This is a genomic window from Aquimarina sp. Aq78, assembly GCF_900299525.1.
In the GTDB taxonomy this organism is placed as follows: Bacteria; Bacteroidota; Bacteroidia; order Flavobacteriales; family Flavobacteriaceae; genus Aquimarina.
The window spans coordinates 178,325-194,125 of sequence record NZ_OMKA01000023.1 but is presented as its reverse complement, the minus strand read 5'-3'; the positions used below and the strand labels follow the sequence as shown (position 1 = coordinate 194,125).

The window sequence follows — 15,801 nt, the reverse complement described above, 5'->3', positions numbered from 1 at the left end:
ATTCAGGAAAATGTATATTTTGGGTTCATAAAAACAACATATCATTTTATGTGAAGCTTAGAAATTATGTATCAAATAGACATTTAACTCGCTTTATTCTTTTGAATATAATTTTGGTAAATTATTATAGAAAATGTATCAAATCTTTTTGATTGCGAGAATACTATCATTTTGACATAAATATCTTATTTTTGAGTCCTTACTATAAAAATATAGGATGCGAATATTTCTTTTTTTAGGGATTATATTAGTTTGTTTTGGGTGTCAAGGTGAAAAAACCACCAATATACAAGGAAAAGACCCTGTTGCTAAGCTGGATAGTCTTTCTAAAGAAAAAATTAAATTAAATCTTCTAAAACTTTCTCCAGAGGCAGAAAGAAGTCTTGAAATTTTTGAAGATTTTCAGAATCTGAGAAGTTTTATAACCGTATTACGCAATGGAAATTCTTTCTACGTAAACAAACATGTTGATAGTATAGATTTACTAGTGAGCACGTTTAAGGAAAACCTTTCTGAAGACCTAAATATAAACACTATTAACTCCCGAATTAGTGTTCTATCTACTGAAACAGGTTTACTAAAACTACTATCTGAAAAGAAAAATAAAGATTCTGATATGGTTATGGAAGCTAATACAAGATTGATTAAAGCTTATAATAGTCTGATCATACAATTAAATGAATTGTCATTAGCGATCCCAGAAAATATTGAAAAAGAACTTTTAAGAGAACTCGAAGATCAAGAGAAACCACCTATAAAATAAAACGTATGCAAAAGCCAATCTTATCTTTATTACTTTTTGTCTGTAGTTTTTGTTTTGCACAACAAAATACTGAAATTAATACGACTCTTGAACAATGGCACAAGGCTGCAGCCAATGCCAATTTTGAAGTTTATTTTGGTCTTATGACCGAAGATGCAATTTTTATAGGAACTGATCCTACAGAAAATTGGAATAACTCTGAGTTTAAAGCCTTTTCAAAACCATATTTTGATAAAGGAAAAGCCTGGAGTTTCTCTACTCTTGAAAGAAATATTTTTGTAAAAAACGAAAGTGATATTGCCTGGTTTGATGAGTTATTAGATACTCAAATGGGGATTTGTCGAGGCAGTGGTATCCTTCAAAAAACTGCTAATGGCTGGAAAATAAAGCACTATGTGTTATCTATTGCCATCCCTAACGAAAATGTAGCTGAAATCACCAAGCTTAAAAAAGAGTTTGATACTACCTTAATGCAAAAACTAAGAGCTCCTAAAAATTAAATCAGTGATTCTTTAAATGCTGACAGCGTAGAGAAGCAATGTTTTGCTCCGTTTTCCAGGAGTTTTATTCTGTTCTTATCTCCGATACCCACAAAATCAAGAGATAAATTTTGGGCTGTTTTCAAGTCCCAAACACCATCTCCTATTGATACAATACGATCAAAATTTTCTTTATCATAATATATCTTTGATCTTTCTATAGCATCCAAAACAAAACCTTCTCTCGATTCGTGTGTTTTTGAAGTTGCTAATAGTTTTTCATCATACCAGATATCACATTGATCTAATTTGATCATAGCAGGTTTAGGCAATGCACCTGTAGCAAAACAAAAAGGAACATTACTATCTTTAAAAAACCGAATTAATGATTTGGCACCATCAATTTCTTTTACGGGATCAAACATTCCCATTTGATAAACCAAATCGATTTCAAAATCATCTAATAGTTCTTTTGGAAAGGTTTTCTTAAAATTGCGTTCGTAGTTATATCTCAATGCATAACTATCGGTATGGTGTTTATACCTATCATAATCGGTATCAATATCCGAAATCCCTAGTGCTAATAATGAGTTTGTAACCGAAATCAAATACATAGGCACACTATCTGTGAGTGTTCCATCGATATCAAATATGAATAATGTATTTTTCAGATGGTCCCTATCTTTTAAGTTAAAGCGTATATTTCACCGATAGAATAAAATTTCTTCCTGCACCAGCAATACCAGAAGAATAAGGACGGTATCGTTGATCGGTAATATTTTCTATAGATAATATACCTTTTATATTTTTGGTTACTTGGTATTGTGTTCTAAGATTAAATGTATACCAAGAAGGAGAATACGGGTTCCCATCTTGATCTTTGGCATATAAGAAGTCATTGTTTTGCTGAGAAGGTGCCAGATCTTCATAACTAAACTCTCCATTATACATTGCAAAAGCATCAATTGTAAATTTGGGTAAAATATAGCTCACCTGGGTAGTTCCAAACTGAGGTGAAACGTGTCTTGAAGAAGCTGTAGTACCATCATCAGATTCCTCTTCTCCCCCAACAAAAGTATACTTGGATGTTAGTTTAAAATTTTCAAGAAACTTGTATTCTAATCCAGCTTCAAAACCATATACTCTGGCATTTGCTGCATTCTGAATAGCTTGTACGTTACTTAGTTCTCCTCCAAAATCGATTTCTGTTTGCCCATTTAAATTATAGTCTCTTCGTATTAATGCATCTTCAAGATATGTATAATATGTCGACAGATCTATAGATAAATTTTTATCAAAATTTAATTTTACTCCTATTTCACCATTATATGCATATTCAGATTTTATATCCGGATTAGGGACAACAACAGACCCTGGTTCTGAGTCAAAAATCTTACCAACATCATCAATATTAGGTGCTCTAAAAGCTGTGGATAAATTCAATTTCCATTGTATCATATTATTAGGAAACCAACTTAGTCCTGCTGTTCCCGTTAACGCCTCGGTATCAATATTTGCTTCTGTAAATGGGAAATCAAAAAACTTGTCATCAAATTCTGAATACAAGATGATTCTATTATATCGTAATCCACCTTGAAATCTTAGTTTTTCGCTTAACTTATGCTTTATACTAAGATATGCTGCTATAGACTGCCAGGTAGATCCATTTGGATATCTTGAGGGTGCGTCTTCAATACTATTCGTATTAATATTGCGTTCTGACCCATCAGAATATACTTGATTTAGCACATATTCCAACCCATAATATACAGTGGTCTTATCGTTAAATTTTCTTTCAAAATCCCAATTTAATGAGTAAGCATCTACTTGTTCCTGGGTTCTTTCTAAAATATCACTACCAAAATTACGATCGTTTCTACTTTCTTCAAAATATTGATATGCCGTAGTGATTTTCATTTTATCATATAGCTTACTTTTTGATTTATGCGATACTTGTAGGTTACCCATAAACCAAAGCTGTGGTCCATAAAACCACTCGGCGGATCTTAAATTTCCATCTCTTCTTCTAATCAAGCGATCGTAACGAGGAAAATCTGAAGTTTCTGTATAAATAAAACTCGCATTAAAATCCCATTTTTCGCTAGGCATAAAACGAATTTTCTGTAGCAAATTAACCTGATCATACCCTGTAAACACTTGTTTTTCAGGATCATAATTTTGCACAACAACATCTTCTCCGTTTATGGTTTCTACATATTCATTTCTCAAATAATCATCAGAGCCATGACTTCCCATTTTTAAATCGTCAAAATCTGTATAGCTTACACTTGTCAAAAATGCCCACTTCTCTAATCCAATATTAAAATCAACATGGCCAGTTTTTTCATTACTGGCACTGGCATATCTAATAAGTGCATTACCACTTAGTTTTTTCTTACTGTTTAAAGCAAACTTAGGTTGTGTTGTATAAAAATTCATTACCCCACCTACTGCATCACTTCCATAAACAACAGATCCTGGTCCTAATATCACCTCTGTTCTATCTACAGTAAAAGGATCGACCGATATTACATTTTGCACATTTCCCCCTCTAAAAATTGCAGTATTCATTCGTACTCCATCCACGGTGAGCAATAATCGATTCGTAGAAAAACCTCTAATGATAGGACTACCTCCTCCCAGTTGGCTTTTTTGAATAAAAACCTGACCACTACTTTGTAAAAGATCAGCAGATGTTTGTGGCATAGATAATGCAATGTCATTAGACGAAATACTTACTATTTTTTGTGTAATTTCTTTTTGTTCCTGCCCCCATTTTGATACCGAAATAACAACTTCTGAAAGCTGGTTTTCATCTGGTTTTAAATATATAGAAAGTGATTTTGGGATTTTAGATTTAACCATACTTATACCTAAATGCGAGACATGTGTAAAATACAAGATTTCGGTATCAGAAAACGCAGAAATATTGGCCACTCCATTAAAATCAGTAATAGTACTCTTAGATTTGATTTTATTGTAAATAGCTACATTAGGGATAGGTTGATTATTTGCTGTACTAAATATTGTAATTTTTTGAGCATTGCCGGGCAATACAAAAAACATAGTCAACAAAAGAAATATAAATACCCGCATTATCTTAATTAAAAATTTCGTTTAAAACAGAAAGTGATTTCGGCTTCTTAAAACCGTGCAAATGTAGTTCAAAATATACTAATAGCATAGCTAGAATATCACTTCGTGTATTCTTTGATAGTTTAATATCCATACTTGCCTCAAATGTTGTGCCTAAAAATTGTTTAAATAATTTTACCTGATCTCCACTTACACAATATACATTACTACTAGTAGATTGAAAAACACCTTCCTGCATATTAAAATAGTCTGATTCTGCATGAGGAATATCTGGATAAAAGCCAAGGTATTGGGTAAGTTTGGTTAAAAATGTAATATGAAAATTACCAATAGTATCATGTACATCCAGCCACATTAAAGCGGTTTCAAGATATTCGAATAGATCTGTATTGGTTTCTTCTTCATGGATAGAATTCTTAAGTACTTCAGAAATAAAAAATACCAATGTGCCTTTTACGAAGTCTGTATGTAACGACTTATAAATTGTTTTTATTTTGGCTTCTTTAATTCTCTCTAAAGAGCCTTTATCTCTATGAAAAGCTTGTATTTCTAATAAGGTGAGTGGTTGAAATAATGATGCCCTGATTTTTCCTCGTTTAGATTTTAAAACTCCTTTTAGTAAATAAGAGCGTAGTCCACTTGTTTTTGTAAACAATGAAACAATCAAGTCTGCCTCACTATATCGTAAGGAATGTATTACTATTGCTGGTGAGTTGATCATCATTGTAAACCGAAAATAAATAAAAAAGCAATCCTATTTTTTCTTCTTTGGTGGATATTTGATTAGGGATTTTTCAATAATTTTTTGAAAGAAATTGGTACGTGTATCTGGCGAGGCATTAGGATGAAATCGTTTCTCGGCAATCGCCTGCCATACCAATTCATCTTTTTTCACATCAACAAAATCAATAGTAAGTTCCAGAAAGGTTTCTGGTCCACCAATAGGAATAGACCCTCCAACACCAATACCAATACCACCACTACCGCCACCAACTCCTACTCCAATACTATTACGTGAAGGTGTTTTATTAATAATCGTCTTAAAATTCATATAAATATCAGGAGTTTCTGATTTGGCAAACCCTTTGCTTTGCATAACGGCTTCTGTTACCATCAATAATCGTTTCTGATCCAAATCATTAAGTCCAGAACTCATTTCTGGATAAAAAGCATAAGTCTTGTACATTGAGAAATCCTGTTGCTCATCATAATCATAAGCCGTATGTGTACTCCCGCATGAGATTAATAGTACTAAAAAGAAAAGAGTTATATGCTTCATGAGAACCAATTTAAGGACTCGCCTTGAGTTTTTATTGGGAATTATAAAAATACATAACAAAATTATATATGCCTAAGTTCGGTACAAAGATCTAATATTTAAGAGTGTTAAATTATTTAGTTCTCCTAAATCAACAACAAAGCCGTTTAGATAAACCTCTAAGCGGCTTTGTATAAAAAGTAGTTTCTTATTGTTTTCCTTCCAACCTAAAATTAAAATGCCATTCATGCGACCACCATACATTCCAATCTTCTAAAGATGTATTATTTTTTTTCTTGGATTCACCACTAAAGCCTGTTGCTCCACAAATTCCAGAATCTACATTCAGATTAGCATCAGAGCCACTTGAAACACCAAGAGCCTCTCCATTAATCAAATAATATGTGAAATTATATTGTATATTCTTTTTTAAAAGTAGGTTTAGCGATGTCAAATCAAAATCTATCCATCCTCCAATAAACGGACCGTTTATCACAACATTCTTAGAAGTAATTATAACTCCATTTATATCTCTAATATTTAATTTAAATTCTAAATCCCCCAAATAATTTGTATTAGTTCGACGACTCACAAAAGGTCTTCTTAATAAAAAACCAAATTTTGTTGGATATGTATCTTTTGCTAAAAGTATAACTTGACCAGTACCTACATTTCTAGGGCCTATTTCAGGATAATCAGGTATTACTCTATCATCACCTCCAAACCATTTACTTGCATTCGATATATCACATTGCGCAGTATACTCTTTATTCATCAATTCTAGAGTAACTAGATACTCTTTACTTTCTCCATTTTCTGCTGTGACTGTAAATGTAATTGGATTTGTATAATCAGAAATAGTTTTTGGGTCAGGGTTTATTGTAGCTCTATCTGAAATTACACCAGTAGTTTCAATAGAAGTTAACACCGTATTTGGTAATACTCTTTGATTAATTTTTCCTGTTTCATTGTCAATATCAGCATTTGTTTCAAAAAGATCTGTTTTTATTTGAAAAGAAACTATCTCATTTTCAGGACTCAATTCCCTTTTTATATTTACTACGTAATTCTTTTTCTCTCCATTCTCTGCTGTGACAATAAAATTAATAGGATCTTTAATAGAGCTAATAGTACTTGGATCTGGTGTAACAGTTGCTTTATCAGAAATAGTAATTGCAAATGCAATATCCAAATCATCAATCGTGTAAGGAACTACACCATTTACTTCGTTATCCTTAATTTCAAAATCTTTCGTAAAATCTCCGCTTGTTAGCTTAACCGATGTAATAAAATTATCATCATTTAAAACCACTTCTTCGTCTTTATCACAAGAAGCATTAATCATTAAAATTGAAAGCAGACATACTCTTCCTAATGTAATCAGTTTTTTTGTCATCTGTAAATTAATAGTTTAAATTGATTATTATATAACAGGGTAGGACTTTTCATAAAAAAAGCGGCAAAGATACTTTTTTTTACTAAAAAAGCCGTTTGGAAATATCCAAACGGCTTTAATTTTATTTTAAGGAATCGTTAAATACTTAGATTACCCCTTGCGCTAGCATAGCATCAGCTACTTTTACAAAACCGGCAATATTAGCTCCTTTTACATAATCTACATATCCATTACCATCACTACCATATTCGAGGCAAGCAGAATGAATATCTTCCATAATTTGTTTTAGTTTGTTATCTACTTCTTCACGAGTCCAATTATAACGTAAAGAGTTTTGTGTCATTTCTAATCCAGATGTGGCTACACCTCCTGCGTTAGAAGCTTTTCCTGGTGCAAAGAAAATTTTGGCTTTATGGAAAGCTGAAATTGCTTCTGGTGTACTTGGCATATTAGCTCCTTCACTAACACAAACACATCCATTAGCAATTAACGTTTGTGCATCATCTCCATTTAATTCATTTTGAGTAGCACATGGTAACGCTATATCACATTTCACTCCCCATGGGGTTTGTCCTTTATGAAACTCTGCAGAAGGATACTTATCTGCATACTCGCTGATACGTCCTCTTTTTATATTCTTAAGTTCCATTACAAAAGCAAGTTTTTCTGCATCAACTCCATCTTTGTCATAAATATATCCAGAGGAATCCGATAGTGTTACTACTTTTGCTCCTAGTTGTGTTGCTTTTTCTGCAGCGTATTGTGCTACATTTCCTGAACCAGAAACTGTTACTATTTTTCCTTCAAAAGAACCTCCTTGGGTTTCAAGCATATTTTTTGCAAAATAAACAGTTCCATATCCAGTAGCTTCAGGGCGAATTAGAGATCCTCCCCAGGTAAGTCCTTTTCCGGTAAGAACACCAGTAAATTCATTACGCATTTTACGATACATCCCAAATAAGAATCCTATTTCACGACCTCCTACTCCTATATCTCCTGCAGGAACATCTGTATCAGGGCCAATATGTCTAAAAAGCTCACTCATAAAACTATGGCAAAAACGCATAATTTCATCGTCAGATTTTCCTTTAGGATCAAAATCAGATCCTCCTTTACCACCTCCCATAGGAAGAGTAGTTAGACTATTTTTGAAAACCTGTTCAAAAGCCAAGAATTTCAAAATACTTATGTTTACAGAAGGATGAAAACGTAACCCTCCTTTATATGGTCCTATTGCAGAATTCATTTGAATACGATATCCTCTATTCACATGAATCACTCCTTTATCATCTACCCATGGTACACGAAACATAATCGCTCTCTCTGGTTCAACCATTCTTAACAGGATATTCTTCCCGTTATAAATTTCTTTTGTAGCTATATAAGGAATTACAGTTTCGGCAACTTCTTGTACCGCTTGTAAAAATTCAGGCTCATGCGTGTTACGAGCCTTTACCTCTTCCATGAATGCATCTATCTTTGCTTGCATATGTTAATTGAATTAATAGATTCTTATCTATAGGTTGAAATATCACGCCAAATATATGATATTCCTAAAAAAACAAGTTTATTTTTTTAATTTAATAATTAGGTTATCCAATAGCTTGTTCAAGATCTGCAATTAAATCGTTAATATCCTCTATTCCTACACTTAATCTAATCAAAGAATCGACTACTCCTGTTTTCTCACGTTCTTCTTTTGGTATTGAAGCATGTGTCATACTTGCTGGGTGTCCTGCAAGGCTTTCTACACCGCCAAGAGATTCTGCTAAAGTGAAGAATTTTAGATTCTCTACGATCTTAATTGCACTATCATAATCACTTCCTTTTGTTACAAAAGAAATCATACCTCCAAAACCATCCATCTGTGCTTTGGCAATTTCATGATTAGGATGATCTTCAAAACCTGGCCAGTATACTTTTTCTATTTTAGGGTGATTCTTCAAATACTTTGCAATGGCTTCTCCATTTTCACAGTGTCGTTGCATACGTATATGTAATGTCTTAATCCCTCTTAACACCAAAAAACTATCTTGCGGTCCACAAACAGCACCACTTGCATTCTGAATAAAGTAAAGTCGTTCTGCTAATGTTGAATCCTTTACAATTAATGCCCCCATAACTACATCACTATGTCCTCCTAAATATTTGGTAGCGCTATGCATTACAATATCTGCACCAAGATCCAAAGGTCTTTGCAAGTATGGAGTAGCAAAAGTGTTATCTACGGCTAATAAAATATTGTGTGTTTTTGATATTGCAGCTATCGCTTTAATATCAATAATATTCATCATAGGATTGGTTGGTGTTTCAACCCATATTAATTTGGTGTTTTCATTTACATAATCTTCTACTTTATCTGCATTTTCCATCCCTATAAAGTGAAACTTGATTCCAAAATCTTCAAAGATTTTAGTAAACAAACGATAGGTTCCTCCATATAAATCATTAGTAGAAACAACCTCATCACCAGGTTTCAATAATTTGATTACTGCGTCTATGGCAGCAAGCCCTGATCCAAAAGCAAGTCCAAATTTTCCGTTCTCGATACTAGCAAAAGAATCTTCTAATGCTTTTCTTGTAGGATTATGTGTTCTGCTATATTCAAAACCTTTATGTCCTCCCGGAGTAGTCTGAGCGTATGTAGATGTCTGATATATCGGAGGCATGACGGCACCATAAGCCGGATCGTGTTTCTGTCCTCCGTGAATTGTTTTAGTGTTAAATTTCATCTATTTATTAGTTTTTAACAAGAATAAATTAACTTGGTCGTTTTATGTTGAAAAACGGGACAAATGTATGATTTAATTCGTTCTAATCATATTTCGTCTAATACCTTTAGTAGATGATTAACACAAAAACTAACACCAAGTCAAAATTCATTCTTTTGCTACTAATTTTTTGGGGATTATATAGCTGTGACAATACAGAATCTTTCACTTTTGAAAAACAAAATTTTACAGTAGATACCCTTCTTGATTGCAAAAATGTGGATTGCGCTTCTTTAGAAATCAACGTATTAAAAATTGTTGATGATAATCCAATAGCTCCCATTATTAATAAAGAAATAGAAAATGTAGCTTGTTCTATTCTAAATATTGGTGAAAACGGATCAGAACCAAACCTTAAAGAAGCGATCTCTCAATTTAATAATTCGTATCAAAATATTAGTGAAGAATTCCCAGAAGAAATCGTTCCTTATGAAGCTACTATTGATTGTGAACTTAGTTTTCAATGTCCAGGTTTAATCTCTGTCGTAATGGATTCTTATATATTTACCGGTGGTGCTCATGGAAATGGTACAGTTTCTTATATCAATATTGACACAAAAACAGGAAAGCAATTTTCGAATAAGTCATTATTTAAGAATTATAATGAATTTGAAGATTATGTAGAAAAGATCTTTAGAACACAACATGAAATCCCAGAAAAAGAATCGATTAATAGCACCGGTTTCTTTTTTGAAGATGATACTTTCAGTTTACCTTCAACTATAGGGTTTACAGATAAAGAAGTTGTTCTCTATTACAATCAATATGAAATCAACTCCTATGCAGAAGGACCTATAGAATTAAAATTGAATAAGGAGGAGGTTGCTTCGTTTTTTGCAATTAAGATTTTTTGATAAAACAATTTATCTTAGGAAAGATAAATTCTATATCCAAACTTACTTAAATCGCTTTTCTAAGTGCCAAGATATATCCTAAATGAATCCCTTCGTGATAATTATTAAAATTCATCGCATCCTCAACAGATTTTAATACAAATCCAGTACTAGTCTTGTAGTCATTGTAATTTTTAAAGATATCATCGCTTAAATCCTTTTCTGTTTTATCTAATGTTGTAAATAAAAGTTTCTTTATTTCTGATACTTCTTCTGCAGTAACTGGTCTTTCGGTCTTTGTTCCTTTTCGATACAAGTCTACCATTTCATCATTAATCATCATTGGTAATCCACTCAATTTATACACCAATAGTTGTTGAGTTACCACTACGTGCGCAATGTTCCATATTAGGTTATTTTTAAATCCTTCAGGCACTTCATTTAATTGATCCAAAGAATAGTTATCTAACATTTTTTCTAATATTTTTCGATTTACGCGAGTAATTGTTATTGAATCTTGCATGGTACTTATCTGTTTATTTTATTGTTTTTCAAAAGTCATATTTCGACTATGCTTAGCACAGGTATAAAATTTACCAATAATCGTATTGTATAGTAACAACATAATCATTGTAGCTCATTTCATAATTTTTAGCCAAAAATATGAGTTTTAATTGTGAAATGAATTTCCTTTGTGATGATTTTGACACTTAAAATAATCAACTGTGAAAAAAATATACCATTTGTCTACTTGCGATACTTGCAGGCGTATTTTAAATGAATTAAATCCATCCTCGGATTTCATTTTGCAAGACATTAAAAACGAAACTATTACCACAGATCAAATTGAAAAAATGTATGACTTAGCTGGAAGCTATGAGGCTTTATTTAGTAAAAGAGCACGGTTATACAAAGAGCGAGATCTTAAAAATCAGGATTTATCTGAGGAAGATTATAAAAAATTAATCTTAGAGCATTATACTTTCTTAAAACGACCAGTAATTATTGTTAATGACAAAATCTTTATCGGAAACAGTAAAAAAGTGGTAGAAGAGGCAACTATTACTATTAATGGATAAAAGAACTGCTGCATTACTCGCTGCATTTGGTGCCAGTTTGATATATGGTATAAATCATACTGTGGCCAAAGGTGTGATGCCTATCTATATCAAACCATTTGGTTTTATTTTATTGCGAGTAGTTGGTGCTGCATTATTATTCTGGCTTGCATCTATATGGGCACCAAAACAAAAAATAGAGCGTAATGACTGGCCAAGGGTAATTGCTTGTACTATTTTTGGGATGGTAATCAACATGCTTATGTTTTTTAAAGGATTGCAATTATCCACACCTATCAATAGCTCTGTAATGATCACCATCTCTCCAATTCTGGTGTTTATTTTATCTGCTTTTTTTATAAAAGAAAAAATTACTTTTTTAAGAACTATTGGTATTTTGCTAGGTTTTTCGGGAGCACTTGGCCTTATTCTTTTTGGTTCAGAAATCCGTCAGGATGCTCCAAATATCCCATTAGGAAATGCTTTATTTGTTATCAATGCAGCTTCATATGCTATTTATCTAATATTGGTAAAACCCTTAACCACCAAGTATCATTCTATTACTTTAATGAAGTGGTTTTTCTTACTTGGTGTTATTATTAATTTTCCGATTACCATTTCAGAATTTAGTGAAGTAGAATGGCTCTCGCTACCATATGAGGTAATCTGGAAAATGATTTTTGTGGTTATAGCAACTACATTTTTAACCTATTTGTTAAACATATTTGCGCTAAGGCATTTAAGAGCTTCTACAATCGCAGCATTTATATATCTACAACCTCTTCTGGCTATTAGTTTTGCCATGTTAATGGGTGCAGATTCACTAAATCCAGTCAAAATAATATCTGCAGTATTGGTTTTTTTGGGAGTATACCTGGTTACTAAGCCTCCTAAAAAAGTAATTTCTTAAGCTTGCTCTAAATCTACCGGAGTTTTAGCAAATTTTCTCTGTTTTTTTATTCGATTTAAAATAACCTTAAAAAGACTGTCTATACATTCTTCTTTTTTGTCTTTTATTAAGCATTACACAAGACTAATAACCATCTTAAAACCAAAAAAATGAAAAGATTAAAATCTCAGTTCGGGATATCTATCCTGTTTCTATTATTTACTGGTACAATCACTTTTGGACAAACCAAGACACAACAAAAACAAATCACAAAACAGTATCGACAGCAAAAATTAATCGAATTAGAAAAGCAATTTGAAAAGAAAGCAATTTCAGAAAAAGAGTTGGCCAAACAAAAAGCTAAAGAAAAAGGCTGGGAAACAGAACTCAACTTACCAAAAGGTAAATATATAGAATTACAGAAAATCGCACCTAATGGTAACCCTATTTACTACACCACTTATAATATTAGCGCTGCAAGATCAACCCGTGCCGATCATCTAAATACTGGCGGATCTTTAGGTTTAAATCTTAATGGTCAAAATATGACAGCACATGTATGGGATGCAAAAGTAGCCAGAAAAACACATCAGGAATATGATGGACCAGGAGGTGAAAATCGATTTTCTATTGGTGACAATACAAAAGGACTTCATTACCATTCTGCTCATGTAACAGGAACAATCATGGCTTCTGGACTTAAACCAAATGCAAAAGGAATGGCGCCTCAAGCCAAAGCTATTGGATATGACTGGAATAAAGATAAAGCAGAAGCTATAAAAGCAGCTTCTAAGGGTATGTTGGTATCTAATCACTCTTACGGATATCGAGTTAGAGGGCCCCTTGGGCAAGTTTTACTTCCTACTTATTTTTTTGGTGGATATATTGAAGAATCCAAAGATTGGGATCAAATCATGTATAATGCACCATATTATCTTATGGTAGTTGCCGCTGGTAATAACGGGAGGGATGACACTGCCAATAGCAAACCTTTACAAGGGAAAAAAAAATATGATAAACTTACAGGACATTCTACGGCCAAAAACAATATTGTGGTCGCCAATGCCGATGATGCGAGGATAGATCCTTATGGAAATTTTGTTTCTACTCTTATCCATGTTTCTAGCAGTGAAGGGCCAACAGATGACTTACGTATAAAACCGGATATTACAGGTAACGGAACCAGTGTCTATTCTACATCATCAAGTAAGAATTCTGCCTATAGTCACCTAACAGGTACTTCTATGGCTTCTCCAAATGTTGCTGGATCATTATTATTATTACAAGAACACTATAACAATGTTAATGGTACATTTATGAAAGCCGCTACCTTAAAAGGGTTAGCATTACATACGGCAGATGACATCAGACCTCTAGGACCAGATGCAATACATGGGTGGGGATTATTAAATGCAAAATCTGCTGCCGAAACCATAACTTATAATGGTAACAAAACTTTAATGAATGAGTTGTCGTTAAATGATGGAGAATCATATACAATTACCGTAGAAGCAGATGGATCGACTCCATTAATGGCTTCGATCTCATGGACAGATCCAGCTGGTAAACCAAGTAAAATTATAAATGACCCTACTCCTTCATTAGTAAATGATTTGGATATTAGAATTACTAAAGATGAAAAAACATTTAGGCCATTCAAACTTATATCGGTTAAGAAAAGTGGAAGAGGTGATAATACTGTTGATCCTTTCGAGAAAATCAAAATCAACAACCCGTTAGATACATATACTATAACAGTAACTCATAAAGGAAATTTAACTAATGGTGCTCAAAACTTTTCACTTATCGTTACCGGAATTACACCTGATAATCTGGAATGTACTGCAGAAACACCTACAGGTATAACTTTTTCTGAAATTAAAGATTCTCAAGCAAAAGTTTCATGGAATACCGTTGGCGGTGCGATTTATGAAATACAATATAAAGCAGTAGGAAATCCTAACTGGATACAAACCAGCACGTCAGATATTTCAACAATATTATCAGATTTATCACCAAACACAAAATATAAGGTACAGATAAAAAGTATTTGTAGTGATGGTACAACTTCGGATTTTAGTACTCAAAAAATCTTTACAACTGCACTGGTATATACAGGCTGTTTTGATGGTATAACTTCTTATCCATATATAGAGAATTTTGAAAATACTTTAGGGGTATGGACACAAGAGGCAAATGATGACTTTGATTGGTCTATAAATACAGGAGGAACTCCTTCTAATAACACAGGACCAAGAGGGCCTGGCCAAGGTAAATATTACCTATACATGGAAGCTTCTGATCCTAATTATGCACAAAAAAGAGCCATTCTTAATTCACCTTGCATAGATTTATCACAAAAAACCGAAGCTCAGTTTAGCTTTAAATACCATATGTGGGGAGCACAAGCTATGGGAACCCTTCACTTCGAAATAAGCTTAGATGACGGAACTACCTGGACTAGTCTTTGGAACAAATCAGGTAATCAAGGAGGGCGCTGGAAATTGGCAACAGTGGATTTATCTGACTATATAGGAAAAAGTATTAAATTACGATTTAATGGTATTACTGGAAACAATTGGTTAAGTGATATTGCAATAGATGCTATAAAATTAACTACAGATACCAAACTGGGCGCATCTTTCGCTACATTAACACTCACATTTGACGATCATCCAGAAGAAACAAGTTGGGCAATTCAAAAAAATACTACCAATGAAATTGTTGCCTCTGGAGGACCTTACGAATCCTGGGTCGCAGGGTCAACTGCAAATATTGATTTATGGCTATCGGCTGGCTGCTATACAATCATTTTATATGATGAAGGTAGAAATGGTATGTGTTGCTCAGAAGGTAATGGTTCATATACGCTTCAAAATGATGTTGGAGGAGCTATTCTGGCATCTGGTGGATCCTTTGGAATTAGAGATACTAAAAGTTTCTGTGTAGGAGCTCCAGAATACTGGTGGACTTCTGAAGAAGTAACTATTAACAAAGAACATATAGAAACCAAAATTTATCCTAACCCTGCCAAAAATAAGCTTTCGATAAGTACATATAATGAATATTCTTCTTATCGCATATATACAATTCTAGGTCAAGAAATAGATAAAGGAATATTGAACAATAGAGATATTGATGTAAATCATTTGAGTCCTGGCATGTATGTTCTTAGACTAACCACTACTAACAAACAACAAATAACAAAGCAGTTTATTAAAGAATAGAAAGAAAAAGCTTAAAAGAAAAAGCCGTCTA

At 33.0% G+C, this 15,801-nt stretch carries 14 protein-coding genes; 6 read left to right on the top strand and 8 right to left on the bottom strand.

Annotation, left to right across the window (positions count from 1 at the left end; translation table 11 throughout):
- The first annotated feature begins 217 nt into the window (after positions 1–217).
- Together DG435_RS13995 and DG435_RS13990 are read left to right on the top strand one after the other, a co-directional pair.
- Positions 218–763, top strand: coding sequence for a hypothetical protein (locus DG435_RS13995; protein WP_106791518.1), 546 nt, complete (start codon positions 218–220; stop codon positions 761–763).
- Between the two features lie 5 nt (positions 764–768).
- Complete coding sequence (locus DG435_RS13990) at positions 769–1,263, top strand: nuclear transport factor 2 family protein (RefSeq protein WP_106791519.1); 495 nt, start codon at positions 769–771, stop codon at positions 1,261–1,263.
- On the opposite strand, the gene DG435_RS13985 is transcribed toward DG435_RS13990, so the two are convergent.
- The 7 genes from DG435_RS13985 to DG435_RS13955 form a co-directional block, all read right to left on the bottom strand.
- On the bottom strand, positions 1,260–1,895 hold the full coding sequence (locus DG435_RS13985; protein WP_255409718.1) for an HAD family hydrolase: 636 nt from the start codon (positions 1,893–1,895) through the stop codon (positions 1,260–1,262). The two genes, DG435_RS13990 and DG435_RS13985, sit on opposite strands and share 4 nt — an antisense overlap.
- 37 nt (positions 1,896–1,932) lie before the next feature.
- Positions 1,933–4,338, bottom strand: coding sequence for a TonB-dependent receptor (locus tag DG435_RS13980; RefSeq protein ID WP_106791521.1), 2,406 nt, complete (start codon positions 4,336–4,338; stop codon positions 1,933–1,935).
- Between the two features lie 4 nt (positions 4,339–4,342).
- Positions 4,343–5,062: a DNA repair protein RecO gene (gene recO, locus DG435_RS13975; protein WP_106791522.1), complete on the bottom strand. Its 720-nt coding sequence runs from the start codon at positions 5,060–5,062 to the stop codon at positions 4,343–4,345.
- 30 nt (positions 5,063–5,092) lie between these two features.
- A complete protein-coding gene (locus tag DG435_RS13970; RefSeq protein ID WP_106791523.1) occupies positions 5,093–5,617 on the bottom strand; it encodes a DUF4136 domain-containing protein in 525 nt (174 codons plus the stop codon).
- 187 nt (positions 5,618–5,804) lie between these two features.
- Entirely contained in the window at positions 5,805–6,992 is a 1,188-nt protein-coding gene (locus DG435_RS13965; protein ID WP_106791524.1) for a DUF5018 domain-containing protein, read from the bottom strand.
- A 145-nt stretch (positions 6,993–7,137) separates the two neighbouring features.
- A complete protein-coding gene (gene gdhA / locus DG435_RS13960) occupies positions 7,138–8,481 on the bottom strand; it encodes an NADP-specific glutamate dehydrogenase (protein ID WP_106791525.1) in 1,344 nt (447 codons plus the stop codon).
- Positions 8,482–8,584: 103 nt separating this feature from the next.
- Complete coding sequence (locus DG435_RS13955) at positions 8,585–9,724, bottom strand: cystathionine gamma-synthase (RefSeq protein ID WP_106791526.1); 1,140 nt, start codon at positions 9,722–9,724, stop codon at positions 8,585–8,587.
- A gap of 113 nt (positions 9,725–9,837) precedes the next feature.
- On the opposite strand from DG435_RS13955, the gene DG435_RS13950 reads away from it, so the two are divergent.
- Positions 9,838–10,617: a DUF3298 and DUF4163 domain-containing protein gene (locus DG435_RS13950; RefSeq protein ID WP_106791527.1), complete on the top strand. Its 780-nt coding sequence runs from the start codon at positions 9,838–9,840 to the stop codon at positions 10,615–10,617.
- A 46-nt stretch (positions 10,618–10,663) separates the two neighbouring features.
- On the opposite strand, the gene DG435_RS13945 is transcribed toward DG435_RS13950, so the two are convergent.
- Complete coding sequence (locus tag DG435_RS13945) at positions 10,664–11,119, bottom strand: DinB family protein (RefSeq protein ID WP_106791528.1); 456 nt, start codon at positions 11,117–11,119, stop codon at positions 10,664–10,666.
- 202 nt (positions 11,120–11,321) lie between these two features.
- Here DG435_RS13945 and DG435_RS13940 point away from each other — a divergent pair, with 202 nt between their 5' ends.
- From DG435_RS13940 to DG435_RS13930, 3 genes are all read left to right on the top strand, one after another.
- Positions 11,322–11,675 (top strand): arsenate reductase family protein, encoded by a 354-nt coding sequence (locus DG435_RS13940; RefSeq protein ID WP_106791529.1) that lies wholly within the window; start codon positions 11,322–11,324, stop codon positions 11,673–11,675.
- Complete coding sequence (locus DG435_RS13935) at positions 11,668–12,564, top strand: DMT family transporter (protein ID WP_106791530.1); 897 nt, start codon at positions 11,668–11,670, stop codon at positions 12,562–12,564. The genes DG435_RS13940 and DG435_RS13935 overlap by 8 nt, the downstream gene beginning before the upstream one ends.
- A gap of 149 nt (positions 12,565–12,713) precedes the next feature.
- Positions 12,714–15,770, top strand: a complete 3,057-nt coding sequence (locus tag DG435_RS13930) for a S8 family serine peptidase (RefSeq protein WP_106791531.1) — start codon at positions 12,714–12,716, stop codon at positions 15,768–15,770.
- Positions 15,771–15,801: the final 31 nt, after the last annotated feature.

Excerpts from the sequence above, each read along its gene's own strand:
- DG435_RS13980 (WP_106791521.1), bottom strand. The coding sequence starts at position 4,338 with ATGCGGGTATTTATATTTCTTTTGTTGACTATGTTTTTTGTATTGCCC.
- gdhA (WP_106791525.1), bottom strand. The coding sequence starts at position 8,481 with ATGCAAGCAAAGATAGATGCATTCATGGAAGAGGTAAAGGCTCGTAAC.
- recO (WP_106791522.1), bottom strand. The coding sequence starts at position 5,062 with ATGATGATCAACTCACCAGCAATAGTAATACATTCCTTACGATATAGT.
- DG435_RS13930 (WP_106791531.1), top strand. The coding sequence starts at position 12,714 with ATGAAAAGATTAAAATCTCAGTTCGGGATATCTATCCTGTTTCTATTA.
- DG435_RS13950 (WP_106791527.1), top strand. The coding sequence starts at position 9,838 with ATGATTAACACAAAAACTAACACCAAGTCAAAATTCATTCTTTTGCTA.
- DG435_RS13945 (WP_106791528.1), bottom strand. The coding sequence starts at position 11,119 with ATGCAAGATTCAATAACAATTACTCGCGTAAATCGAAAAATATTAGAA.
- DG435_RS13965 (WP_106791524.1), bottom strand. The coding sequence starts at position 6,992 with ATGACAAAAAAACTGATTACATTAGGAAGAGTATGTCTGCTTTCAATT.
- DG435_RS13990 (WP_106791519.1), top strand. The coding sequence starts at position 769 with ATGCAAAAGCCAATCTTATCTTTATTACTTTTTGTCTGTAGTTTTTGT.
- DG435_RS13955 (WP_106791526.1), bottom strand. The coding sequence starts at position 9,724 with ATGAAATTTAACACTAAAACAATTCACGGAGGACAGAAACACGATCCG.
- DG435_RS13995 (WP_106791518.1), top strand. The coding sequence starts at position 218 with ATGCGAATATTTCTTTTTTTAGGGATTATATTAGTTTGTTTTGGGTGT.
- DG435_RS13935 (WP_106791530.1), top strand. The coding sequence starts at position 11,668 with ATGGATAAAAGAACTGCTGCATTACTCGCTGCATTTGGTGCCAGTTTG.
- DG435_RS13970 (WP_106791523.1), bottom strand. The coding sequence starts at position 5,617 with ATGAAGCATATAACTCTTTTCTTTTTAGTACTATTAATCTCATGCGGG.